The 25,103-nt window shown below is 46.6% G+C and carries 18 protein-coding genes and 2 tRNA genes; 7 read left to right on the top strand and 13 right to left on the bottom strand.

Annotated features, from left to right (window positions below; all coding sequences use genetic code 11):
- Window positions 1–58 precede the first annotated feature (58 nt).
- The 5 genes from CUS_RS18010 to coaBC all read right to left on the bottom strand — a co-directional run bounded on the left by CUS_RS18010 (window position 59) and on the right by coaBC (window position 7,421).
- Window positions 59–2,041 carry a putative bifunctional diguanylate cyclase/phosphodiesterase gene (locus tag CUS_RS18010; RefSeq protein ID WP_002853328.1) on the bottom strand — a complete coding sequence of 661 codons (1,983 nt, stop codon included), beginning with the start codon at window positions 2,039–2,041 and terminating at the stop codon, window positions 59–61.
- Window positions 2,042–2,195: 154 nt separating this feature from the next.
- The gene (locus CUS_RS18005; protein WP_002853277.1) at window positions 2,196–2,690 is read right to left on the bottom strand and encodes a VanZ family protein; all 495 of its coding nucleotides are present in this window, start codon (window positions 2,688–2,690) and stop codon (window positions 2,196–2,198) included.
- The gene (locus CUS_RS18000; protein ID WP_002853262.1) at window positions 2,683–4,017 is read right to left on the bottom strand and encodes a CCA tRNA nucleotidyltransferase; all 1,335 of its coding nucleotides are present in this window, start codon (window positions 4,015–4,017) and stop codon (window positions 2,683–2,685) included. Before CUS_RS18000 ends, CUS_RS18005 begins: the two co-directional genes overlap by 8 nt.
- Before the next feature lie 94 nt (window positions 4,018–4,111).
- Complete coding sequence (locus tag CUS_RS17995) at window positions 4,112–6,223, bottom strand: glycoside hydrolase family 36 protein (protein ID WP_002853193.1); 2,112 nt, start codon at window positions 6,221–6,223, stop codon at window positions 4,112–4,114.
- A 10-nt stretch (window positions 6,224–6,233) separates the two neighbouring features.
- Window positions 6,234–7,421 carry a bifunctional phosphopantothenoylcysteine decarboxylase/phosphopantothenate--cysteine ligase CoaBC gene (gene coaBC / locus CUS_RS17990; protein WP_002853471.1) on the bottom strand — a complete coding sequence of 396 codons (1,188 nt, stop codon included), beginning with the start codon at window positions 7,419–7,421 and terminating at the stop codon, window positions 6,234–6,236.
- Between the two features lie 383 nt (window positions 7,422–7,804).
- Between coaBC and nrdR the strand changes: the two genes are divergently transcribed.
- The gene (nrdR, locus tag CUS_RS17985) at window positions 7,805–8,251 is read left to right on the top strand and encodes a transcriptional regulator NrdR (RefSeq protein ID WP_002853378.1); all 447 of its coding nucleotides are present in this window, start codon (window positions 7,805–7,807) and stop codon (window positions 8,249–8,251) included.
- Between the two features lie 153 nt (window positions 8,252–8,404).
- Here nrdR and CUS_RS17980 read toward each other — a convergent pair whose 3' ends face one another.
- Window positions 8,405–9,526, bottom strand: coding sequence for an aldo/keto reductase (locus CUS_RS17980; protein WP_037277947.1), 1,122 nt, complete (start codon window positions 9,524–9,526; stop codon window positions 8,405–8,407).
- Window positions 9,527–9,686: 160 nt separating this feature from the next.
- Window positions 9,687–10,568, bottom strand: coding sequence for a serine hydrolase domain-containing protein (locus tag CUS_RS17975; protein ID WP_002853283.1), 882 nt, complete (start codon window positions 10,566–10,568; stop codon window positions 9,687–9,689).
- Window positions 10,569–10,802: 234 nt separating this feature from the next.
- On the opposite strand from CUS_RS17975, the gene CUS_RS17970 reads away from it, so the two are divergent.
- From CUS_RS17970 to CUS_RS17960, 3 genes are read left to right on the top strand one after another with little or no spacing between them, the layout of a single operon-like run.
- Complete coding sequence (locus CUS_RS17970) at window positions 10,803–12,104, top strand: glycoside hydrolase family 27 protein (protein ID WP_002853323.1); 1,302 nt, start codon at window positions 10,803–10,805, stop codon at window positions 12,102–12,104.
- Between the two features lie 13 nt (window positions 12,105–12,117).
- Entirely contained in the window at window positions 12,118–13,044 is a 927-nt protein-coding gene (gene pfkB / locus CUS_RS17965) for a 1-phosphofructokinase (protein ID WP_002853280.1), read from the top strand.
- A 29-nt stretch (window positions 13,045–13,073) separates the two neighbouring features.
- Window positions 13,074–13,733 carry a hypothetical protein gene (locus CUS_RS17960; RefSeq protein ID WP_002853401.1) on the top strand — a complete coding sequence of 220 codons (660 nt, stop codon included), beginning with the start codon at window positions 13,074–13,076 and terminating at the stop codon, window positions 13,731–13,733.
- Between the two features lie 35 nt (window positions 13,734–13,768).
- On the opposite strand, the gene CUS_RS17955 is transcribed toward CUS_RS17960, so the two are convergent.
- Window positions 13,769–14,263 carry a CarD family transcriptional regulator gene (locus CUS_RS17955; protein WP_002853436.1) on the bottom strand — a complete coding sequence of 165 codons (495 nt, stop codon included), beginning with the start codon at window positions 14,261–14,263 and terminating at the stop codon, window positions 13,769–13,771.
- 310 nt (window positions 14,264–14,573) lie between these two features.
- Between CUS_RS17955 and CUS_RS17950 the strand changes: the two genes are divergently transcribed.
- The 3 genes from CUS_RS17950 to CUS_RS17940 all read left to right on the top strand — a co-directional run bounded on the left by CUS_RS17950 (window position 14,574) and on the right by CUS_RS17940 (window position 17,443).
- The gene (locus tag CUS_RS17950; RefSeq protein WP_002853435.1) at window positions 14,574–16,301 is read left to right on the top strand and encodes a sensor domain-containing diguanylate cyclase; all 1,728 of its coding nucleotides are present in this window, start codon (window positions 14,574–14,576) and stop codon (window positions 16,299–16,301) included.
- Between the two features lie 23 nt (window positions 16,302–16,324).
- Window positions 16,325–17,125 carry a TIGR02452 family protein gene (locus tag CUS_RS17945; RefSeq protein WP_002853312.1) on the top strand — a complete coding sequence of 267 codons (801 nt, stop codon included), beginning with the start codon at window positions 16,325–16,327 and terminating at the stop codon, window positions 17,123–17,125.
- A 229-nt stretch (window positions 17,126–17,354) separates the two neighbouring features.
- Window positions 17,355–17,443: transfer RNA gene (locus CUS_RS17940), tRNA-Ser, on the top strand.
- A gap of 128 nt (window positions 17,444–17,571) precedes the next feature.
- Here CUS_RS17940 and CUS_RS17935 read toward each other — a convergent pair.
- From CUS_RS17935 to CUS_RS17915, 5 genes are all read right to left on the bottom strand, one after another.
- Window positions 17,572–22,287, bottom strand: coding sequence for a fibronectin type III domain-containing protein (locus tag CUS_RS17935; protein ID WP_002853424.1), 4,716 nt, complete (start codon window positions 22,285–22,287; stop codon window positions 17,572–17,574).
- Window positions 22,288–22,501: 214 nt separating this feature from the next.
- Window positions 22,502–22,999, bottom strand: a complete 498-nt coding sequence (locus CUS_RS17930) for a hypothetical protein (protein WP_002853281.1) — start codon at window positions 22,997–22,999, stop codon at window positions 22,502–22,504.
- Between the two features lie 24 nt (window positions 23,000–23,023).
- Complete coding sequence (locus CUS_RS17925) at window positions 23,024–23,785, bottom strand: alpha/beta hydrolase (RefSeq protein WP_037277944.1); 762 nt, start codon at window positions 23,783–23,785, stop codon at window positions 23,024–23,026.
- Window positions 23,786–24,295: 510 nt separating this feature from the next.
- Window positions 24,296–24,369, bottom strand: a tRNA-Arg gene (locus tag CUS_RS17920).
- Window positions 24,370–24,455: 86 nt separating this feature from the next.
- The gene (locus tag CUS_RS17915) at window positions 24,456–25,103 is read right to left on the bottom strand and encodes an HAD family hydrolase (RefSeq protein WP_002853270.1); all 648 of its coding nucleotides are present in this window, start codon (window positions 25,101–25,103) and stop codon (window positions 24,456–24,458) included.

The following is a 25,103-nucleotide window of genomic DNA, read 5'->3' as shown; positions in this document are numbered from 1 at the left end:
CTTTTTTATCATTGCTGAACAGCTTTATTTAATTTAGTGCTGAACAGCTTTATTTAATTCAGTGCTGAACAGCTTTAAATTCATCGGATAATCTCAGCTTGCCTTCTGCCAATTCCTTGTGAAGTTCTTCCAGCGGGAGAGGCTTACTGAAAAGATAGCCCTGTGCGCGGTCGCAGTTGATGGAAGCCAGAAAATCGAACTGTTCCCGTGTTTCAACGCCCTCAGTAAGGCTGATCATATCGAGGGTCTGGGTGAGATTGACAATGTTCTGTATTATCGGGCGTGTCTTGGGATTGCTCTCAAAACCGCGCAGAAATTTCATGTCTATTTTAAGAACATCGAAGCTGTAGTCTTTCAGCACGTTCATAGAAGAATAACCGCTGCCGAAATCGTCCAGCCATACCTTATAGCCCAGTTCACGCAGTTTTTTCATAGCTTCCTGCAAAGATCCCTGATTATCGGACAACGCGCTCTCGGTTATCTCAACATCGAGAAATTCGGGCGGAACGTTATACTTCTTCGCACGCGCATCCAATTCACTTACGATATCACAAAGTTCAAAATCCAAACGCGAAAAGTTCAGTGACACGGGCACAAAAGTTTCGCCGTTATCGGTAGCGCGGCGGTAATCGCGGCAGACATTGTCAATTATGCAGATGTCCAGCTTGTGTATCTGCCTGTATTCCTCCAGTATCTCAATAAATGCACCGGGCGGCAGAAGACCATACTGCGGGTCGTCCCACCTGGCAAGTGCTTCAAGCCCGACTATATCGCCCGTTTTTGTGGATACGACAGGCTGATAGAAAACTTTGATATGTTCACCTGTGATGGCGTTGTCGATGCTGTTGACGATGTATTGCTTGAGCTGGAATTTGTCCTCAAGTGTCTTATCGTAGAAGCGGAAATTGCTGTAAAAGTGCTTTTTGATGCTGTTGCAGGCAAAACGCGCTTTGTCACATGCAAGGCTCGGATCAGACTCTTCGCCTGCGGGCTTGTAAGCCCCGCATTTTAGCTGAAGATGCACTTCGTCCTGCATGCAGCTGACTTCATTTGAAAGGCGTTCGGCATTAGCTTCACAGCCCTCGTCACTGGTCAGAACTACAAAGTGATCGTCCGAATATCTGGACACAAGCGAGTTCGGGTAGGCATCGACGATCATATCCGCTACCTTTTTCAGAAGTTCATTGCCGCCGTGAAAACCGTATTTCTCGTTATAAGACTTGAAATTTTCAATGTCAAAAAACAGAAAAACTACCTTATCCCTGTCAGTTGTCACATAATTCAGCAGCTTCTCAGCTTCGCTGCGGAAGTAGACCATATTGTGGATACCCGTAAGTTCGTCATGCACCGAAATGCGGCTGAGATGGGCATTTACATTTTGCAGGCTCTCCTCTTTGAGCGCCTGAGAGAGTGTCTTATTATAGTTTGAGATACAGAACATCATGGTCGAGAGCCACATGGTAAAGCTGTTTATCTGTGAACCGAGAGTCAATCCGACCTCACCCGTATTAACTGCGACCATACTATCCAGCCTGAGGAAAAAGTAGACATACGAAGTCGTGAGAATACCAAATCCCACTATAGGGCGCCATGTCAACAAGCATACAACGAACAGTTCCATCGTCAGAAAAGTGAGTATCTGCTCACCTTTAGCATAATCGTGCATTGATATCTTGATGCCGAAATAGATGCTGACAAGCGAGAAGACCCATTTTATCGCAGAACCTATCTTTTTATTATCTGTCTTCCCCCGCACGTAACGCACCGCAAAAATAAGCATCGCAAGACCTGATGCAAGCAGAATGAAATAATATAAGTAGTAATTTTCAAAAAAATAAGATAATCTGTCCTGCAAATTGTTAACGATTATCGTTTTTGTCAAACGTATTATCATCCATATCTCCAGCACGATCACAATGACGGACATGTAGATGCTCGCTTTCATATTAGTGCTGTAGAAATAGTTCTTGACATACTCGCTGTGTGGTCTGAACCCCAGCATCGTCAGCATTTTATCAGTAAATTTAGGTTTATTATCCATATTTAACCACCATTCATTCTAACAAATACCTATAATTAATTATATCTCAGATGAATGCGTTTGTCAAGAATGTTTGGTTAATCGCAAAAAAGAATATGCAGACTGCACAAATTTAATATTTTTTTCACAACATAAAGCCGAATTTTTAAAGCATTTATTCGACTGAGTTTCTTTTCAGAACAATACGTGCCGCCACGATAAGCGAGATGACACATGCGATGACCGCACCGAATACTCCGCCACAAGTGTCCAGAATAACGTCCTTTACCATGCCTGCACGACCGGGAACGAATGTCTGATGTAACTCGTCAGTACAAGCGTAAAAGCATGTAAATCCGACTGCCGCAAGCCATCGCAGACCACGTTTTTTCAACCTCAGAAAAGCACTGAAAGCAAGGCACGCGAGCAGTGCATATTCGGTAAAATGGGCACCTTTGCGTACAAATATCGTCAGCATCTCCTTCATGCCGTGTATCTCGTCAGGCGACTTTGTTTCAAGGTCGTCAACCAGCACGCGGATAAGAGCATCAACGATACCACCGCTCTGCTCAGTGCTGTCATGTCCCGGAAAGCCCGAAAACACAAAAATAACGATACACATCACCGCCAGAAGTGACCATCTTATGACAAGGACTGTGCGCTCAGACATGGAAATTCTCCTTAACATAATCCATAAGTGTGTCATGTTCATTTTCTGATACTTCATCTATGACAGCATCAAGGGCAAAATTGAGAACTGTCTTTATCTCAGCACCCTTATACCCCATTGACATGACATCGTGACCATTAATTGCGAGGTCTGTGACCTTAAGACAGCACATATCAGCCTTTATCTCTTCACCAAGACGAGCAAGTTCATCAAGTTCTGCCAGCTTTTCGGCACGCATATAGTCGGATTGAGCAAGAGTATCAGCGCGGCGGACTTTAAGCCATGCTTCAAAGAAATCATAGTCATATTTTGCTATAAATCGCTTAAGTGAACGGCGTTTCGGCGGGACACGGTTATCATGTTCGCGCACCAGTGAAGTCACCATATCAAGAGTCTTTTTGGAGCTTTTCAAACGAGTGAGCACCTGTTCAGCGATATCTGCACTTGCCAGCTGATGGAGCTTGAAATGATCCTGACCGTCCTCATCGGTGGTCTTTTTCTGCGGCTTGCCGATGTCGTGAAACAGCATTGTAAGGCGTAATTCGTCATTTGGTTCAATGCTTTCGACACTTCGGCAGATGTGCTCATACACATCGTAGCAGTGGTGGATATTGTTCTGAGCACAGCCGATACAAGGCGCTATTTCGGGAATGATCAGCGCGATCAGATCACTGTATTCAAGAAGGATCCTGCGTGCAGCTTTGCCGCAGATCAGCTTTTTGAGTTCGGTAAAAATACGTTCAGCAGAAATTGCGTTTAGCAGATGAGCCTTCTTTCTCATCGCCAAAGATGTATTTTCTTCTATAGAAAAATCAAGAACCGCCGCAAATCTAAGCGCGCGCATTATCCGCAGAGCATCTTCTTCAAACCTTTCCTCAGCTTTGCCAACGCATCTGATAACGCGCAATTCAAGGTCTTTTTCTCCCTCAAACATATCAACGATGCCTTCATCAGGATTGAAGCACATCGCATTGATCGTAAAATCCCGCCTGCGAAGATCCTCGCGAAGTTCAGTTTCAAATTTTACTGTATCAGGTCGTCTATGATCGGTGTATTCACCATCACTTCGATAAGTGGTTATTTCGACGGGCATGTGCTCAGACATCACAGTAAGCGTACCATGCTTAAGACCTGTTTCAATGGTGTGAAAATTATTGAATATCCTGACCATCTCCGAAGGAGTACAGTTAGTGCAAACATCGTAGTCATGGGGGGATTTATCCATCAGACTATCTCTTACACAGCCTCCGACAATGTATGCTTCATATTCATTTTTTGATAGCACATCAAGTACAGCAGATACATATCTTGGTATTTTTATGTCCATTTTATCTCCCTTCTCTGTTTTTGTATTATATTAAAAGTCAGCAATAATCGGTCAGGTCATCACAGCAATAATTGTATATCTATATTAAAGCAATTTATGATAAGTATTCTATCATAAAAAGACGTGCTGTATAAGGCTTGTCAAAACGAAGAGAAAGAGTCCGATTATTGGGATAATACCGATATCTATAATTATTGAATGATGGGTAAATACAGGATATCTCGGCATTTTCAGGCACATGTCCTGCCAGAGGTATCATGCAGTGGTCATCACCTTCACGCCGCCATACAGCAAGATAGGTCTTGCCTTCCGACTTAAGTCCGAGCGCTGACCAATTATCCGTAAATTTGGACATTCCCAGTGGAAAGAACGGCACAGCAACCTTGATATCGGTGCGAATATTCTTATAAACGCCGATCGCTTCACGCACAAGTTCACGGCGCTCAGCTGAAAGATCAGCCAGATCACCGCTTTGGTGAATTCGCAGAAGCATAGCGTTGACCATATTGAAAACGACCTCTTCGCGGTCACCGTTCGTGAGCGGGTAACTCCACACAGCAGCCTGCTCAGGACACAGCGCTGAGGGCGCATTTGCGGCGATAGTCGCATATTTTCGGTAGTCGTCCTGGTCTGAGGTCGATTGTATCGAACAGCGCGAAAGCATTGCGTAGTCCATTCTCAGACCTCCGCTGGAGCAATTTTCGACTATTAGACTCTTGTGTCGGTCAAAAACCTCTTCCAGCCACGCTAAATAGGCTTTTTCATGTTCCATCAAACCATCACCGAAGCTGTCAGAACCAATTTCGGTACCTATTCCCGGTTCTATATTATAGTCCGTTTTTATGTACCCAACGCCATATTCTCTGACCAGTCTGTCGATAACTTCATGACAGTGTTCCCGCACCGCAGGATTGCGAAAATCTAACTGATAGCGGCTTCTGTCAAACACTCGCTTACCGTGTCTTACAAAGAACCAGTCGTCTGGCAGTTTATCGGCAAGAGGACATTTTATGCCCATTACTTCAATTTCCAGCCAAACGCCCGGAACTAACCCTTTTTTGCGAATATAGTCAGTGACCTCCCGCAGACCATTCGGAAACCTTTTTCGACTCTCCTGCCATTCGCCTACCCAGTCCCACCAAATGCCGTCAGCATACCAGCCTGCATCTATGCAAAAATATTCACATCCGACATCAGCCGCTGCATCAATAAGCGGGAACTCTTTTTCAGCAGTCGGGTCAGCCCACAGACAGTTCATATAGTCATTAAAAATGACAGCTAAACGTTCATTATCGCGGTTTTTGCGACGGATAAGCCGGCGGTATCGTGTCATTTCTGCGACCGCTTCATCAAATCCGCCGCTAACAGCACACACGCCGCAATATACAGATCTGAAACTCTGTTCAGGTGCCAGATCTTTCGACCAGTGTGACTCGATCTCACTTGGACCGGACAGCTGCAAATAAAGGTGACCCTCACGGTCGGAAATCTCCCAGTGCCACGAACCGTTGTGTTCGATCTGCCACATCAGAGCAGAACCAACTTCGGAATTCTCAACATATCCCATCGGAATATATTCCTTTGACGACCAGTTGCCCACATTCGTCACACCCAGCACCTTTGAAGAATGCTGAAAATTCGGATTTTGCGCCAACCCCAGACCAACCTCTTCCAATCCGCAGAACTGCCATTGAAGTTCACGCTGCCACGAATTGTGACATATTCCAATTCGTATTTTTTCATTCTGCGGCAGTAAACCTTCTTTTTCAAGACCTGTCAGCGAGAACGATGAAACATACTCTATCGTCCATGTTTCTGTACCACAATTATTGACATCAGTCCATGTTCTGACAACCTGTGTACCATTATAGAACTGCATATGAGATACAGTTTCAAGTCCTGTTTCCGCATCAAAACATGTGATCTCCAGCTTTCTGCCGACAGAGTTGTTCACATCTTTAAAATCTTTATATTTCAAACGGTATCCGGGTGCTGTAACGATGTACTTATTGCCATGACGTTCGCCTGCGCGATCGATACCGCTGACTTGCAGTTCAACCATTGAAAAGCCTACCGTACCTGTTTTCGAGGTCAAAGTGCTTTCATCAAACGGCAATGAAGAAAAGTGAAGCAGCCTGATCTGCTCCTCATCCGTTATCTCAAAGACGACATTTATTCCGTTTTCAAATATTTGTATCCTTTTCATATATGCAGCCTTATAATGTCAGTAATTTATCAAGTATCTTATGAGCAGCTTCTTCTTTTGACATTAGCGGCAGCTCCTCCGCACCGCTTTTCGTAATCATTGTTATGACATTTGTATCAGTTCCAAAGCCTGCCCCTGCTGTTCTCAGAGAATTCGCGCATATCATATCGCAATTTTTGCTGACCAATTTTTTAGACGAATTTTCAAGCACATTATCAGTTTCCATAGAGAAGCCGCAAATGATCTGACCATCACGCTTGCGTTCACCAAGAGATTTGAGAATGTCTTTTGTACGTTTCAGAGGAATACTCATATCAGCATCAGACTTTTTCAGCTTGCTGTCTGCGGTGGTGAGCGGCGTGTAATCTGCCACAGCAGCCGCCTTGACAATAATGTCCATATTATCGGACAGCTGTGTAACAGCCCTGAACATATCTTCCGCGCTCTCAACCGGCACATAGCGCACAAAAGGCGGCAGTTTCGCTTCAACATGACCTGCTACAAGAGTAACATCAGCACCTCGAAGCATCGCTGCTTTTGCCACTGCGATCCCCATTTTGCCGCTTGAATGGTTTGTGATGAAACGCACAGGGTCGATAGATTCACGGGTCGCGCCAGCGGTCACCAGCACTTTTTTGCCTGCAAGATCCTTTTCGCAGGCGATCTCACGAAGAATATACTCGTACAGCACCTCAGGTTCAGGCATTCTGCCGTCACCGCTGTCGCCGTTGGCGAGCATACCCTGTTCAGGCTCGACTATCTGATAGCCGAATTTACGCAGTTTTTCGATATTATCCTGAACTATCGGGTTGTGGAACATATTGTGGTTCATGGCAGGAGAGATTATTTTTGTACAGTTAGATGCCATTACTGTTGTGGTCAGCATGTCGTCAGCGATGCCCGAAGCTATCTTTCCGATAACGTTTGCGGACGCGGGCGCTATCATCACAACATCCGCCTTTTTCGCCAGCGCTACATGTTCAACACTATACTGGAAGTTTCTGTCAAACGTATCTACCAGACACTTGTGACCCACCAGACTTTCAAAAGTGATGGGATTTATAAAATTGCAGGCATTCGGTGTCATAAGTATTTCGACATCACAGCCCTGTTTTTTCAGTAAACGCGCTAAATTCGGTATTTTATAAGCCGCGATAGAGCCTGTCACACCCAGTACGGCACACTTTCCTTTTAACATATCCTATACTCCTTTCGAGAGATAAACTCGCTTTGCGGCGGCAGAAGATTCACCCGTCATACCGCAGAAAATTTCATTTAATATTATAACACATTTTCAAGGAAAATGCAAATCACATTGCAAAAACGCCAAAAGTCACACATAGCGATCCGCCTTAAAATTAAAAACAAAAAACAGTCACAAAAACCATATGTCAAAGGTTTTGCGACTGTATTTTGTGAATAAAAAAATCGGTTTGCAATAATTAACAGGCGTGTCCAAAAAAAATCATACTAAATTTTCAAAACCCCTTGAAATTTAAAGAATTGTGTGCTATAATTAAATCCAGAGAAAATATTTGTACATCATGGCAGTTATACTGCCTACGAACAGGAGTTTTAGGTATGAGATGCCCCTTTTGCAGTCATGAGGATACCCGTGTAATAGATTCGCGCCCCAGTGAGGGCAAAAAACGCAGACGCCGCGAATGCCCCAAATGCGGCAGACGCTTCACCACATATGAGGTCGTTGAGAAGCCGCTGCTGATGGTCTATAAAAAGGACGGTTCTTTTGAGCCGTTTGACAGGACAAAGCTGATAAAAGGTTTGCAAAACGCCATTAAAAAGCGCCCTGTCAGCGTCGAGCAGGTGACGGGACTGGTGGACGACATCGAGAACACGTATGCCAACAAGATGCAGACAGAAACCACGACGGGTGAGATAGGCGACATGGTTCTGAATGGTCTGAAAAAGCTCGACCATGTGGCTTATGTGCGTTTTGCGTCCGTTTATAAGGACTTTAACGATGTTGACTCGTTTATTCAGATAATCTCCGAACTGTCGCAGAAGTGATGCGCTGCGGCGACTCCAAACTATAATACTGATGGCAAGCGCCCCGCAGAAATTTCATCTGCGAGGCGCTATGTCTTTTTTATTGGACTTTTCCATCAATGCGCTGCGCATAAGATAGCGGGATCGCATCAAGTCGATCAGATCTATCAGCCGCTATTTGTCCAACTGTTCGGACGCTTCCTGCAAGAGCGTGATTATCTCGAGATGCTGGGGACAGACACCTTCACACTGACCGCACTGAATGCAGTCGCCCGCCCTGCCCGCGCCGTTTATTACATTTCCGTAGAAATTCTTAGCACGCCAGTCATCGGGATAAAGGCGCAGTGTGTTCACACAACGGAAAATATCAGGTATCTTTATGCTCATCGGACAGCCGTCAACACAGTAGCGGCATGAAGTACAGCCTATCAGCGGAGTATCGAGTATGGTGTCGCGAACTTCGGTGACAAGCGACTGTTCATCAGCAGAAAGCGGCTCAAAATTGCCGAAAGTACGCAGATTATCAGCCATCTGCTCTTCGGTTGACATACCCGACAAAATGGTCATGACTCCGTCAAGACTCGCCACGAACCTCAGCGCCCACGATGCCACAGAATCATTCGGTCTGACCGCCTTGAACTTCGCTTCAAGTTCAGGCTTCAGCTGTGCCAGCGTGCCGCCCTTGACCGGTTCCATCACAATTATCGGTATTTTTCTTTCGTGCAAAATTTCATACAGTCTGCCTGACTGTACCACAGGGTTCTCCCAGTCGAGGTAGTTGAGCTGTATCTGGACGAACTCGACCTCAGGGTGCGCATCGAGCACTTTTTCAAGCAGTTCGGGCGTACCGTGAAACGAGAAACCGAAATGGCGTATCCTGCCCTCCTGCTTCTTTTGGATGCCCCAGTTAAAGCAATCCAGACGTTCGTAAGTGTCGTAATTATTGCCGTCTTCGAGCGAATGAAGCAGGTAAAAATCAAAATAATCAACACCAGCGCGCTCACACTGCTCCTCAAATATCCTGTCCCTGTCTTCAAGTGTTTTCATACTCCACGCGGGCAGTTTGGTGGCAATATAAAAATCCTCACGCGGATAGCGCTCAACAATGCACTTTTTTGCCGCAATTTCGGACTTTCCGCCATGATAAACGTAAGCTGTATCGAAATAATTCAGCCCCGCCTGCATGTAAGCATCGACCATGTCACAGACCCTCTCCCGGTCAACTTCGTCGTCCTTTTGCGGCAGACGCATCAGCCCGAAGCCGAGTTTCGGCATTTTTTTCATATCAATATCCATATTCACAGCCTCCCTGTCAAATATTTTCATTCATTATAACACATTTACAGACTCTTGTACAGTACTTTTTGTATAATATTTCTTGCAGATGGCATTATTTTGGGATTTGAATGTCCGTCACGGGAGGACACCTTGATAATCAAAAATTGCGTTTATGCTCTTACTCGGCAGAAGCAACAAATCTTCGTGCGATATCAGCCAATTCACCCGAACGGTCGTGATTATCGGACAGATAGGTCACCATCAGTCCTGTTTTCGGGTTCGCCACACAGCGCTGTCCCCATTTACCGCTGATATCAAAAGTATTGTCTCTGACCCAGAAGAACCAGCCGTAGCCTTCACCGTCCTGTGAGAACACATGTCGTGTGACAGCAGCTTCGGCAAGATCGCGGCGTATAAGCTGAGCGCCCATAAATTCTCCCTTTTGCAGAAACAGCTGACCAAGACGAGCAAGCTGTGACACCGTAAGATACATGCCTGTAGCGCCGTAAAAATGTCCTTCGGGAGATAACTGATATATCGGGCTCCCCCACCCCAGCGGCTCAAAAAGTCGCGGTCTGAGCCAGTCTGCCAAAGACTGCCCCACCGCGTTCTCGCAGGCGGCACTGACCAGATACGCAGGAATATTCGAGTAGTGAAATCTCCTGTCAGAATAGTCGGTATCAAGCCTGAAAATGCTGTAGAGCCAGTCATCTTTCCGACCGCTTTCGGTCTGTTCTGCGGCGTTTTGCGGCCGGAAAGGGTATGGCGCAGCGCACATCGTCATGCAGTCGGTAAAGGAAAGCTGCCTGAAACCGTCAGGCATGACAGAAAGATATTTGCTGTCCATATAATAGTACAATTTATCCTTCACCGAAAGTTTGCCCTCGCCTGCCGCCATAAGAACAGCCGCCGCCGTCACAGACTTTGTCGCTGAGTAGATAGGGTGAGCTATATCACCGTCAAAGCTGCGTTTAAGCACTATTTCGCCGTTGTGGAAGACTTCTGCCCCATGCAGCGATATGCCCGCTTGCCCGACCATCTCAAAAAAATCCCGATACATAGAAAAGCCCCTTTCTTCGGAGATCAACTGATATTTTACCACGTTTGCCGAAGAGAGTCAAGTAAGTTCATGCACTGTGCATTACTGCCAAATTTTCATTTATTTTCAGTACATATACTACAAATACGCATTTGTTTGACTCTTATCAGCTGAACAAAATTTACAATACTGCATTGACAGCCCGTTGTGAAAATGCTATAATTATCCCAAAAGGTATAAATGGAGGTATTTTTTATGACCGATTATTTGACAATTCCCACACTTAGCAGTATAAATAAAAATATGAAAGTCCCGCCGATGGGTTGGAACAGCTGGGATTGCTGGGGTGCGGCAGTAAACGAGGCAACCGTCCGCGCCAACGCCGAATTCATATCAAAAAATCTGAAACAATTCGGCTGGGAGTATGTGGTGGTCGATATACAGTGGTCTGAGCCAAAAGCCAAGAACCACGAGTACAATCCGTTCACTGAACTCTGCATGGACGAATATTCGCGCCTTATCCCCGATACAGGGCGTTTTCCGTCATCGGCTGACGGGAAAGGCTTTGCGCCGCTGGCTGAATTTGTCCACTCTTTGGGACTTAAATTCGGCATACACATAATGCGCGGCATACCAAGACAGGCAGTCCACCGAAACACAGCTATTCTGGGCAGCGATAAAACAGCACGCGACATTGCAAAGACGGCAAGCATCTGCGCGTGGAACACCGACATGTACGGCGTTGACCCCTCAAAAGATGGAGCGAGAGCCTATTACGACAGCATTTTCGCGCTGTATGCAGGCTGGGGCGTGGATTTCATAAAATGTGACGACATCTGCCGCGAACTACCGCACGAAGAGGAAGAACTCGTAATGCTGAGCAAAAGCCTGCACAGCTGCGGTCGTGACATGGTGCTGAGTCTTTCGCCGGGACCAGCCCTGCTGGACAAAGCGGAACTTTACAAGCAGACTGCCGACATGTGGCGCATCACTGATGATTTCTGGGATAACTGGCAGGCGCTGTACAATATGTTCGAGCGGTGCGAGAAGTGGTGTGTACACACAGGTGCAGGGCATTATCCCGATGCCGATATGCTGCCTGTCGGCGCGATATTGCAGGATTACAGTCCTGATAATCGTACTAAATTCACCGAAGCCGAGCAGCGCACCATGATGACCCTCTGGAGCATCTTCCGCTCACCGCTGATGATAGGCGGCGACCTTGCAAAATGTGACGCATCAACACTTGACCTGCTGACAAATGAAGGCATCATCGGCATGAACAAGTTATCGCGCCACGCCCACATGGTATGGCGGCGGGAGATCGGCGGCACAGAACTGATACTGTGGACTGCTGTGTGTGCGGTCGGCGGACAGTATGCTGCGATCTTCAATGCAGGTGAAAAGCCGTGTGAGGTCAGCATTCCGCTGAGCGACCTTGAAATATACCGCTCTGCCGACATGACCGAACTATGGTCGGGCAAGACATACAGCTCAGAAAACGCCTTGAAAGCGTCACTCGCGCCGCACGATGCTGCTGCGTTCTACATCGGGTAAGGGGGAGCAGATCATGATCTACACCGTGACTTTCAACCCCGCTATCGACTACGTTGTTCACCACGCACAGGTGGTGCTCGGTGAAGTCAACCGTTCTTCCGCTGAGGAGATCTATTTCGGCGGCAAGGGCATCAATGTTTCGGCAGTGCTGAAAGAACTTGGCTTTCGCTCAAAAGCGCTGGGCTTCACTGCGGGCTTTACGGGTGAAGCCATCGAAAAGGGCGTTGCCGCGATGGGAGTTGATGCTGATTTTGTCCGCCTGAAAAATGGCAGTTCACGCATAAACGTGAAGATCAATTCAGCCGAAGAAACCGAGATAAACTGTCAGGGTCCCGACATTGACAGCGATGCACTGGACGAACTTTTTGACAAACTCGACAAGGTCGGTGAAGGCGACCTGCTGGTGCTGGCGGGCAGTATCCCGAAGAGCCTGCCCGCAGATATCTATGAGCGCATTTTAGCCCGAATTTCAGGACGGGGCGTAAAGTCTGCAGTTGATGCAACAGGCGCACTGCTTATGAATGTGCTGAAATATCAGCCGTTTCTGGTAAAGCCCAACAATTTTGAATTGGGTGAGTTATTCGGAGTTAAGCTGAACAGCTTGACGGATATTGAGAAATATGCCCGCAAACTCCGTGAGATGGGCGCAAGAAACGTTCTTGTTTCGATGGCAGGTGACGGCGCTCTGCTGGTGGACGAGTTCGATCAAGTACACAGCTGCGGGGTCTGCAAGGGAAAGGTCGTAAATTCCGTCGGTGCGGGCGACTCGATGGTCGCAGGATTTATCGCGGGCGTGCTTTCGCAGGAAAATTCGGCTGACTCTCAGCCGCTCGACTACAGCTTTGCCCTTAAGCTGGGTACAGCGGCGGGCGGCGCGACTGCATTTTCAAGCGGACTGGCAAAAAAAGATCTGATAGACACGCTTATCAAAACGCTGTAACAAAGAGATATCGGACGGAGGTGACCCGCATGAAAAACTGGCTTACTGCCGCAAAAACATCTATACCCGCCGCCGCACTGCATGGCAGGAACAGACAGACCATGCTGAACCTCGAACACAACAGCAAGACCTTTGCAGGGAATAAAAACGTACTTTTGAACGGTCAGCGGACTGAGCCGCTCTGCAGCATGCGATATGGCACATATCCACTCAGCTGGAACGGCTGTGAACTTATCGCATGCTACAACTGCGCAAAAATGCTGGGCAAAGAAGTCACTTTCCCGCAGGTGGTATTTGAGTTTGAACTTAATAAGATGCACTATCTTTTCCCGAACGGCTATTGGGGGACTGCCCCGAAAAAACTGTGGTATTTCTTCAAAAAGCATGATATGCCATACCGTTTTTCCCGAAACGGCGAGAATTTTGCAAAACTCGCAAAAACCGAGCGCGCAAGCTGCGGCATAATTTCTTTCTGGAACAACAAGCGTTCCACTGCGAAACTGAATGGTCTGGACTTTTTCAGCGGCGGACTTCACACAGTCGCCTACCGTTGGCGTGCAGGAAGATTTTACCTGTATAACCTTTACGGCAATGACACTGCACCACGCACCATGTCGGATATAGCCGATGCTTACCGCGAAAAGCGATTTATAATCGGCTATGTATTCGATGACGAACTGAAAGCATAAAAATACGGGTGACGTTCTTATGCGCCACCCGCTTTTTACTGTCCGTTATTTTTACCTATCCGCGCCCTTATGTACCCCGCGACCTCTTCGCGCGGTATGCCGAGTGCTACGGAAAACTCGCTGTTTATCAGGTTTTCAGCCTGCTCCATATACTGCTGTTCTATTCGGCTCAGCTTCTTGTGTTCACCCTTTTCCCATATCTGCTTTATCATGCCGATCATCTTATCCGTGTCATGGGTCTTCATCGAAGCGCTGTAATGCTCTTTAACAAGACGCGGACTGGTCGAACTGAAACCATCTCCGCTGATGGCGGGTATGCGGTCAATAAGATCGTTCACCTCGTCAGCAGTCATCACCTTGCGCATAAACACGCCTGTATCTACAGGCACATAGCTTGTCCCGCTTCCAAAAACGGGTTCGAGAGTGTAGTAATCCCTGCCTTCACAGCCTTTTATCGCTATGCCGCCGATCTCAGCCACGCGGTAGACCCCGCTGCTGCCGTAAACTATGATCTCACCTGTATCAAACATATTATCACCTTCCAATATCTAGGGAAAAACCGAATTATAATTATAAAGAGAAACACTTCCCCTGTTTATAAGTATACCACCTTGCTGTCAATTTTACAAAGGCGTTTTTTCACAATTTTTTCAGACTAAAACCGCAGATAAACTTGGGCAAAATGCGCATGATAAGCCTAATTTGTGCAGAACGCCTTAATTTTACAGTTAATTTTGTGTCAGATATGCTTGCAATTTTTGCACGAATATGTTATGATATTATAAATAAATTATCGGTGCTTGCACTCAGTAAAATGCACCTTTCGGGAAGGATTTTTTTATGAAGCAGTTCCAGTTCGATTATGTGAATACCGAAAAGCTCAGGCGTGAGTTGACAAAAATAAAGCAGTGGTGCAACAACGGGGCAGTTTCCGACGTTGTTTTCCAGATATATACAGAAACCGTTGACCGCGATGAGATACAGGCTGTCTGTGATGTCATAAGTGAGGATATGCCGTATGCTGAATATTTCGGCTGTTCCACCAACGGCAACATTATCAGCGGGTGCTGGTCGGGTCACGATATCAGCATCATCTGTACAGTTTTTGAATATCCCACCAGCAAAATGAAGATCTTGCAGTACGACCTCAGCGATGAAAATGCAGAGGAAGTGACCGCAGATCTGCTAAAAAAGGTTGAAGAAAACAGCTGGGTCAAGGCAATAGAACTTGTGACGACGATCAAGGATATGTCGATGACTGGCTTTTGCAGGGGGCTTAGCAAAGCGGCTGAGGACATACAGATCTTCGGCGGCGGTGCTTTTGCGCCCGATATCAATGCAAAATCTTCGATAGTTTTCTCAAAAGGCAACGGTTTTACCGATCACGGCGTTGTTTTCAGACTGCTTGGCGGCGAGAACCTGCACATAACTTCGACCTACGTGACAGGCTGGAAGCCGCTTGGCAAGGTCTTCCATGTCACCCGTTCGGAGGGAAGCCGCCTTTACGAGATAGACCACACTCCTGCATATGAAGTCTACCGCAAGTACCTCAACATAAAAAATGACGAGCATTTCTTCAACCACACGCTGGAATTTCCGTTCCTGTACCTGCATAACGGCATAAATATTCTGCGTGCGCCCACTGAAAGTCTGCCTGACGGTTCGCTGATAATGACCAGCGATATGGAGTCTGATGTGACCGCACAGCTTGCCTACGGCGATCCTGGAACTATACTGGAAAGCGTGCGGGAAGAGGGCAGAAAGATATACGAATTCAAGCCCGAAACAGTGGAGATATTCTCCTGTGCGGCAAGGCGCAGTTTCTGGGGCAACAGCGAGATATCAAAAGAATCACAGCCTTTCCAGAACATAGCGCCCACATACGGTTTCTACACATCGGGCGAATTCTGCCGCACCAACGGTCATGTTAATCAGCATAACGTGACTATGGTGCTTGTTGGCATGCGTGAAGGCGATGCACCTGCGGGCAAAACGGCTGAACTGTATGTCGAAGACGGCGAGTTCACAGGCAAAATGGCGCTGATAAACAGACTTGCCAACTACATCAATGCGGCATTCCGCGACCTTGAAGAAGCCGCTGTCACCGATGGTCTGACCAGACTGCTCAACCGCGCCGAGATACAGCGCCGCATCGGGGAGCGCCTGCGTTCAGGCGAACCGCTTACGCTGATAATGATAGATATCGACAATTTCAAATCGGTCAACGACACCTACGGTCACAATGAGGGCGACAATGTTATAGTAGGGCTGGCGAACATGCTGCATAAGGGCATCGATGTACACAATCCAAGTGCATGCGCAGGACGCTGGGGCGGTGAGGAGTTCATGGTGATGATGCCTTACGACCTTGTATACACAATTCCTGCCGCGCGTGACATGTGTTCTGATTTTGCCGCGCTGGAATTCCCGCTGGCAGGTCACCGCACGATAAGCATCGGTGTGACAGCCGCCAAGCCCGAAGATACTCTTGATGAACTGCTTATCCGCGTAGACTCGGCACTTTATGACGCAAAACACAGCGGCAAGAACAGGTTCGTTGTTGTTTAAAAACGCAATTTTGGAGGTCAGATGTGAACAATATCCGAATAGCCAACCAGACAATAAAAATAACCCGCGATGGCTGTTATCAGCTTGACGGCAAGTCGGTGGAATTTCCCAAAAAGGATCTTACTGCGGTCAAAGTCATATCTCCCGAAGACGGCGAAAAGTTGTTGAGTGAAGATATTTCGGGCTTTTTCGGTGACAGGTCATGCGAGATAGAGGTCACGGCAGAAAGTTCATTCGCGGCAGCCGCAAGGCTCAGCAGACCGATGGTGATGAACTTTGCAAACGCCCACTGCGCAGGCGGAGGTTTCCGTATGGGCGCAACTACGCAGGAAGAAGCACTGTGCAGATGCTCAACGCTGTACGCTTCCATCACCTCGCAAAAATCCAAAGAAATGTACATTTATAACAACACACATATCAGCCGGGTAGAGTCCGACTACATGCTGTTTTCGCCCGATGTTCTGGTATTCCGCAAAGACAGCGGCGAACTCATGGAAGAGCCTTTCGAGGTATCGGTCATGACGCTGCCTGCACCTAACCTGCGCGGAGCAGCGTTACTTGCGTCCAAAGAAATGGTCAGCAACACGATGCTGCGGCGTATACGCATAATGCTGAGGGCAGCAGCAAAAAACGGCTGCAAGGAACTTGTGCTGGGCGCATGGGGCTGCGGCGCGTTCGGCAATGACCCTAATGTGGTCGCGGGTCACTTCAGGACTGCACTGCTGGATGACGGGCTTGGGCGCTGCTTCGATAAGGTGGTCTTCGCCATTTACGGCAGACCCGACGGAAAGAATATCACAGCTTTCAAAAATGTATTCAAATAACACAAGTGCGGCAGAATATAGGTTCTGCCGCGTTTTTATTATCGACCGAAAACTGTGTGTGATATCAAACACAGTTTCCACACAAGATATATTCTGTGCTTTTCAGCACAAAGATACTTTGTTATTCTTGATTAGTGTGAATTTTTTCTTAACTTTTCACCGATTTCACTCTTCTTTCTTGACATTTCTGCCCATATATGATATAATATTAAAGCTATATGGTTAGCACGCAGATGTACCCAAGTGGCTGAAGGGTCCGCACTCGAAATGCGGTAGGGCGGCAATACCGTCGCGAGAGTTCAAATCTCTCCATCTGCGCTTAGAGCAGTCTTCTTTTTGAGGGCTGCTTTTTTGTTTTTCGCTCATTATAATTCAACAGCCCCGAACTTCTGATATGTTCGGGGCTGTTTTATCGTACCGTTTTCTCTTGTAATGTTCCGACCTGCTTACTTTATGACCACGCTGAAAGCCCTTGAATTAATGGCTCTTGTGTCCCATTTTCCGTTTACTTTTGCGCAAACTACCATCTTATAGGTATTGGCGCTTATCTTTGGCGATGTGTAAGAGGTCGCACTGCCATCAACAGATGCCTTGACTACCCATTTTCCCGCCTGATAGACAGCGATGCCGTATTTTTCCGCACCTTCAACTGCTGTCCAGTCCAGTCTGAACTTGTTGATGCTGACTTTGACTTCCGCTTTCGGGAAATCAACAGGCATTTCTGATTTTGCTTCTACAGTTATGGCTCGGCTGAAATCTGTACACCATACATTCTGTACCATCGGTATAACAGTCACCTGATACTTGGTGTCAGGCTTCAACCCGCTGAGAGTGAAAGTGTCTGCAACGCTCTCAGCAGCTTTCTTCCACTTGCCGTCTGCCATCACACAAACAGCGTATTTCTCAGCACCTTTGACGGTGTTCCATGTCAGCTTTACTGACCTTTCGCCCGATGTATATGCAACATCTACAGGGGCAGGAGCGGCTATGATCACTTCCCTGCTGTCAGTGTACACGACTTCATCTATCTTTACCGAAGCCATGTAGACATATTTGCCGTTCTTGCTGTAAGATGGAGATATCTTCTCAACACAGACTTCTGCATCCATGAATTCTTCGTGACCACAGTGTTCACAAGTGAACTTAGCTGTAGCGGTATGATTTTCATTCCAGATGAACTCAGGTGCGACGAAAGTGTGATATTCACCGATCGGATCAATGGTATCTTCAAGTTCGATCTCTTTGTACTCCTCACCGTCGCGTACATAATACTTCCCGTCGGAGCCTGCATAATACTCGATATTGCCCGACTCATAGCAAGTAGCCGCTTTTGCTGGGATCTTTTCAACAGTCGTTGCAGGAAGTTTTTTAGTGTACGAATTTGTGTAATTTTTGCCATTGAATAATACCGTTGCAACTGCCGTAAACGAACCGTTTCTGCCCACTTTTCCCGTTACTACAGTGGTCGAAACTACTGCCTCAGCCTCTTCGATGTGGTTAGGGTCATTCTTGCAGATGAACTTTGCAGTTGCCTCAGTCATTTCTTCATTCCAGTTCCAGACAGGTCTTACATCAAAGTCATGCCCCGTCTTCGCAAGAACTGTGCTCTCCCAAGCGATGGCGTTCTTGCCCTCACTATCAGAGAAGTACATATTATTCTGTTCATCGACCCAGTATTCTATATTTCCCGCTGTTTCACAGGTAGGGTCAACTTTCGCAACATGCTTAAGTACGGTGTGTTCGATCTTCACGGTCTTGATGTCGGTGTACTCGCTTCCACCGAAAGTCACTTTTGCGGTGTAGGTTATCACGCCATCGGCTGTGTATGTTGCGGGAGTTTCCGACTTTTCTACGACTGCTTTGACGATTCGGTCATGCGCTTCACTGTTCGCGCATACGAATTTCGCACTAGCCAAAGTGAAGTCTTCCGACCAATCCCACTGTGGTTTACCAAAGCTGTGTTCTGTGGCGGGAATGATGATATCTTTTGCGTTTTCAATCGGCTTTGTGCCATCGGCATCATAAAAATACTTTCCGTTTACCTCATCGAACCAGTATTCGATATTTCCCGCCGTTTCACAGGTCGGGTCAACTTTCGCAACATGCTTAAGTACGGTGTGTTCGATCGTCACGGTCTTGATGTCGGTGTACTCGCTTCCGCCGAAAGTAACTTTTGCGGTGTAGGTTATCACGCCATCGGCTGTGTATGTCGCGGGAGTTTCCGACTTTTCTATTACTGCTTTGACGATTCGGTCATGTTCTGTGCTGTTCGCGCATACGAATTTCGCACTAGCAGAAGTGAAGTCTTCCGACCAATCCCATTGTGGTTTACCATAGCTGTGTTCTGTGGCGGGAATGATGATATCTTTTGCGTTTTCGATCGGCTCTGTGCCATCGGCATCATAGAAATACTTTCCGTTTTCCTCATCGACCCAGTATTCTATATTTCCCGCTGTTTCACAGGTCGGGTCAACTTTCGCAACATGCTTAAGTACGGTGTGTTCGATCGTCACGGTCTTGATGTCGGTGTACTCGCTTCCGCCGAAAGACACTTTTGCGGTGTAGGTTATCACGCCATCGGCTGTGTATGTCGCGGGAGTTTCCGACTTTTCTATTACTGCTTTGACAGTCTGGTCATGTTCTGTGCTGTTCGCGCATACGAATTTCGCACTTGCAGAAGTGAAGTCTTCCGACCAATCCCATTGTGGTTTACCATAGCTGTGTTCGATGGCGGGAATGATGATATCATTCTTGTCAGAGATCGGCTTTGTGCCATCGGCATCATAAAAATACTTTCCGTTTACCTCATCGAACCAGTATTCTATATTTCCAGAATTTTCACAGGTCGGGTCAACTTTCGCAACATGCTTAAGTACGGTGTGTTCGATCGTCACGGTCTTGATGTCGGTGTACTCGCTTCCGCCGAAAGTCACTTTTGCGGTGTAGGTTATCACGCCATCAGCTGTGTATGTTGCGGGAGTTTCCATTTTTTCTACGAATGCTTTTACAGTCTGGTCATGCGCTTCACTGTTCGCGCATACGAATTTCGCACTAGCCAAAGTGAAGTCTTCCGACCAATCCCACTTCGGTTTACCATAGCTGTGTTCTGTGGCGGGAATGATGATATCTTTTGCGTTTTCGATCAGCTTTGTGCCATCGGCATCATAAAAATACTTTCCGTTTACCTCATCGACCCAGTATTCTATATTACCTGCCGTTTCACAGGTCGGGTCAACTTTCGCGACATGCTTAAGTACGGTGTGTTCGATCGTCACGGTCTTGATGTCGGTGTACTCGCTTCCGCCGAAAGTCACTTTTGCGGTGTAGGTAATCACGCCATCGGCTGTGTATGTTGCGGGAGTTTCCGACTTTTCTACGACTGCTTTGACAGTCTGGTCATGCGCTTCGCTGTTCGCGCATACGAATTTTGCACTTGCAGAAGTGAAGTCTTCCGACCAATCCCACTGCGGGTTACCATAGCTGTGTTCTGTGGCGGGAATGATGATATCATTCTTGTCAGAGATCAGCTTTGTGCCTTCTGAATCATAGAAATACCTTCCGTTTACCTCATCGACCCAGTATTCGATATTTCCCGAATTTTCACATGTCGGGTCAACTTTCACGACATGCTTAAGTACGGTGTGTTCGATCGTCACGGTCTTGATGTCGGTGTACTCGCTTCCGCCGAAGGTCACTTTTGCGGTGTAGGTTATCACGCCATCTGCTGTGTATGTTGCGGGAGTTTCCGACTTCTCTATTACTGCTTTGACGATTCGGTCATGTTCTGTGCTGTTCGCGCATACAAATTTTGCACTTGCAGAAGTGAAGTCTTCCGACCAATCCCACTGCGGTTTACCATAGCTGTGTTCGACGGCGGGTATGATGATATCATTCTTGTCAGAGATCGGCTTTGCACCATTTGCATCATAAAAATACTTTCCGTTTACCTCATCGACCCAGTATTCTATATTTCCCGCTGTTTCACAGGTCGGGTCAACTCTTTCTTGATGAGTCAATGCAATACGACTGATAAACTCAGTTTTGGTCGAGGTGTATGTCTTTCCATTCAAGGTCACTGCCGCAGTGTAAGTCCTCAGACCATCTGTTGAATATGTCGGCGGGACCGTCAGTTCGGAAACTACGTTTTCTGCTTCAAGCGTCTGCACATCATCAGCATACCTGCACATAAACACCGCAGACGCTTTGTGATCGTTAGTCCATGACCAGTCAGGTTCAGCATAATCGTGACCCTTTTTAGCTATGACAAGCGCTTCTCTGCTGATCGGTTCGGTGCCTTCGGCATCTTTAAAATATAATTCTTTGACAGGGTCATACCAGTATGCGATATGACCGTCTGTGGTGCAGTTCGGTTCTGCTTCAACAAACGGTACAAGTGTCAGCTTAGCTATCGGCACTTGCTTTGATGAAGTATATGTCTTTCCGCTAAATTCTGCCGATGCGGTATAGGTCATCACGCCCTCTGTTGTGTATGTAGGGGCTGTTGTGACTTTCGGTTCGCCTACCTCAGCTTCGACCGACACAGTGCTGTCATTATCATTGCAGGCAAAAACAGCGGTCGCACGCAGGTCATCAGTCCACTGCCAGTTTGGTTCACCATAAGTGTGCTGTGCAGATGGTGCTTCATAATATACCCTCACCTGATCAAATGTAAAAATACCGCCCCACACCTTAAGTGATGATGAACCTATATCTGTTATGGTGACGATATCTCCCTTTTTTGATACACCTGATGTATCAGCTGTGCAGTCGTTTTCTTCTCCGCTGACAGCTTTGAAACCTTTTGTACCCGTGACGGTATACGCCCTCAGTTCGACCTTTTGTATGACCTTGTCTGTCTTTGAAGCAATGTTTATATAGTAATAGTCATCGTAGGTGTACATGCCCGCATTACGTTCTGAATAGGCTGCGGTAACATTAAAATCCGCGCCTTCGTAGGTGTGGTCTGTACCGTTTACTCCAAAAGTGTCTATTACCTCACACACCAATCCGTCATCACTTTCTGACATTTCACCTGACAATGCGCCGACAGATATCACACTGCCTCCTGTCAAAAAGCCCCCAACGTTTGCAGGCACAGCACCCGCTACAGTCAAGACAGCCATTATGCCTGCGATCGTGCGCTTAACAAGATAGTTTGTCATGAACTACTCCTCCTTATCAACAATATCGTGTAACATCATTTTAAACAGTATTTCACAAATATTTTTCATAAATATATAAAAGAAACACATATGTTTAAATTGTAAGTATATTATACAATGATTATTAATAAGTGTCAAGTATCAGAACGTATAAGTTTTTTATTTAACTATTTTTCCCAAAAATTCTGTTACCACAGAACGGCTTTCACTTCGTTCAGAACAAGCTGCATATCCACGCCGCCAGTGCTGATGCCGCAGGGAATATCACCAACAGCTTCAACAGCTGGCTTTTGATGTTATAGCCGTACTTCCTGCCGTTATAAACACTTTCCACCTCCGGGAAATAGTGTTGGAAGAAACACGCTCTGCATAGGATATACCCATCAAAGAATGTCATGTCGTATATTTTGTATATCGTAAATATCATCACGAAGCGCAGAAAAAATTTCCCGAATGTAAACCCGTTCCTGAAACCGTCCCATATCGAGATAACACCAACGCCAAGTATCATCACGATGCTGATCGTCATAAGTATCCACCCCATAGTCCGAGCGCCATAGAACAACTCTTCATCTCGCTGTTTCAGCAGTCCCAGCGCTTCTTTCGGGGCAGAAGAAAAGAATTTTATATCCTGCACCATCGTCACTGCCGAAATAAGCAGTGTGGTCATAGCTGAACAAAAAACTACAGCCAGAAAAACAGTCAGCAACATTATACTATACCTCCCTGAAATTTACTATCTCGTTTTTATCCTGCCGTTATAGCCTCTGTATGCAAGGTCTATCTCCCGCATGAGCCGAGCGGGTTCTTTCAGCAATGAGCCGTGTCCCCTATTTAAAAAGACCTTGTGCGAAAAACGATGATCTGTTCCGCCAAGTTTTTTTACGACCTGCCTGAGTCCTGGCTCTTTTTCTCCATGCCATATGTAGCTGTCAGCCAGATCAAATGCTTCATACTTGTAACGGTATGGCATCATCGAATATTCAAGGTTGAATAGCGTGGTCTTTGATGTATTTTTGTATATCATGGAGTCAATATCCTCGCCAAGTATCCAGTTGAACAGCCCCATGTGCCTGAATGCGAACAGCTGCACATCTGCCAGCAAAGCCGCGAAGATCCTTTTCGGAAGATCATGCCTGAAATTCGGATATTCCAGTATCGTAAAACCGTCTGCGATCGCTGTGTGGACTTTTATGCGCTCATCAAGCAGTATTTCGGTCATTATCATTCCGCCCAGTGATTCACCGAGAATGATATCCACTCTGCCATCAAAATTCTCCACCAGATATTCCGTTATCTTTTCAGCTTCCGCGATGACACTTACCGCATATGTATTCGGTTCATCTGTATTGAACCCGTCCTCTGCCACCGCAATGATGTGATATCTCTGCTTTGCGATATCTATGAACTTCTCAAAACTAAGCTGCCATGTTGTATCAGCGCCATGCAGAAGCAGAAGAGTGATGTCGTTCTCTTTACCGAATTCAAAATATTTCATCTGCATCATTCCTTTCATAAACATTCATATCGCTTGAATTAGTTATAGCTAACTACATATTGATTATATCATACAAATCCCGAAACGTCAATATTCAAAACAAAAAATAGGGCGCATATATGAAGAAACCCGCCGTTTCACAGGTGAGAACACGGTCAGCAAGTATAGTTTTCAGATGACAGACCGCTTGTCAAGATAACCGATCCTAAGGATATTGACGATGCTTATGCACTTTGATTTGAGTGTATCGGTTATCCCGATGAAATTGTCAGGTATCTTACAGAAGAAGAATTTGCTGAATTTGAAAGTTAGATATGCTTTTATTACTTCGGGGCACTATTCTTTTTAAATCTGTGGTCTTGCTAACATGGATCAAATAAAAAACAAATGCAGATCTGAAAAAACTCAGGTCTGCATTTTTGGTGCATATAGGAAAATTTGCGATATTGAATTATTAAGCATAAAAAAACAGACACCCTGAAATACTTCAAAGTGCCTGTATTCGTCAAGCGCGCCAGGAGGGACTCGAACCCCCGACCTACTGGTTCGTAGCCAGTCACTCTATCCAGCTGAGCTACTGGCGCGTGTTGAACTCTGACAACTCTGTTATTATATCATATATCCGCAGAGTTGTCAATAGCCAAAGCGAAATTTAACACAAAATTCACATTCAAAATAATTCCCGATAGCTTTCAAAGTGCATATCCGACTCTGCTATAAGCGCATCGCGGTCGGCGGCATAGTGGTCGTTCAGGCAGGCAACAGCCTTGAAGCCGCCCGCTTTTGCACCTCGTATGCCCTCGATGATGTCCTCGAACACCACCGAAGTTTCGGGCGTTTCACCCAGTTTTTCACAGGCAAGTTCATAAACATCGGGGAAGCCTTTTCCGCGCCTTACCTGCTCGGTAGTCGCAAAAAAGCCGAACAGTTCGTACACGCCCAGCCTTTTCAGCACAGGTACATACAGCGCCGCCGAACTCGCGGTCGCAAGCCCCAGTTTCATACCTTTTTCAGCAAGATAACGCAGATAATCCACCGCGCCATCGACCTCACCGATCACATGGGTGTATTCGTAAACTGCCATATCCTGCCATTCCTGCATGATGCTCTCGATGCTCTCGGGAAGCCCGAAAAGTTCTTTTGTGTAAACTGCCGCAGTGCGGAAATTTTTGGTGGACACCGCCTTGTAGTAGTCGGCAGGCACTTCAAATCCACGCTTGCCCAGAAATTCACGGTCTATCTCGCTCCACACACCGTTTGAGCGTATCAGCGTACCGTCAAGGTCGAAGATAGCCGCCTTGTATTCGTTGATATTCAT

The sequence above is a fragment of the Hominimerdicola alba 8 genome (genome assembly GCF_000178155.2).
GTDB lineage: Bacteria > Bacillota > Clostridia > Oscillospirales > Ruminococcaceae > Hominimerdicola > Hominimerdicola alba_C.
The sequence above is the reverse complement of the archived record's forward strand: the minus strand, read 5'-3'. Positions and strand labels throughout refer to the sequence as shown.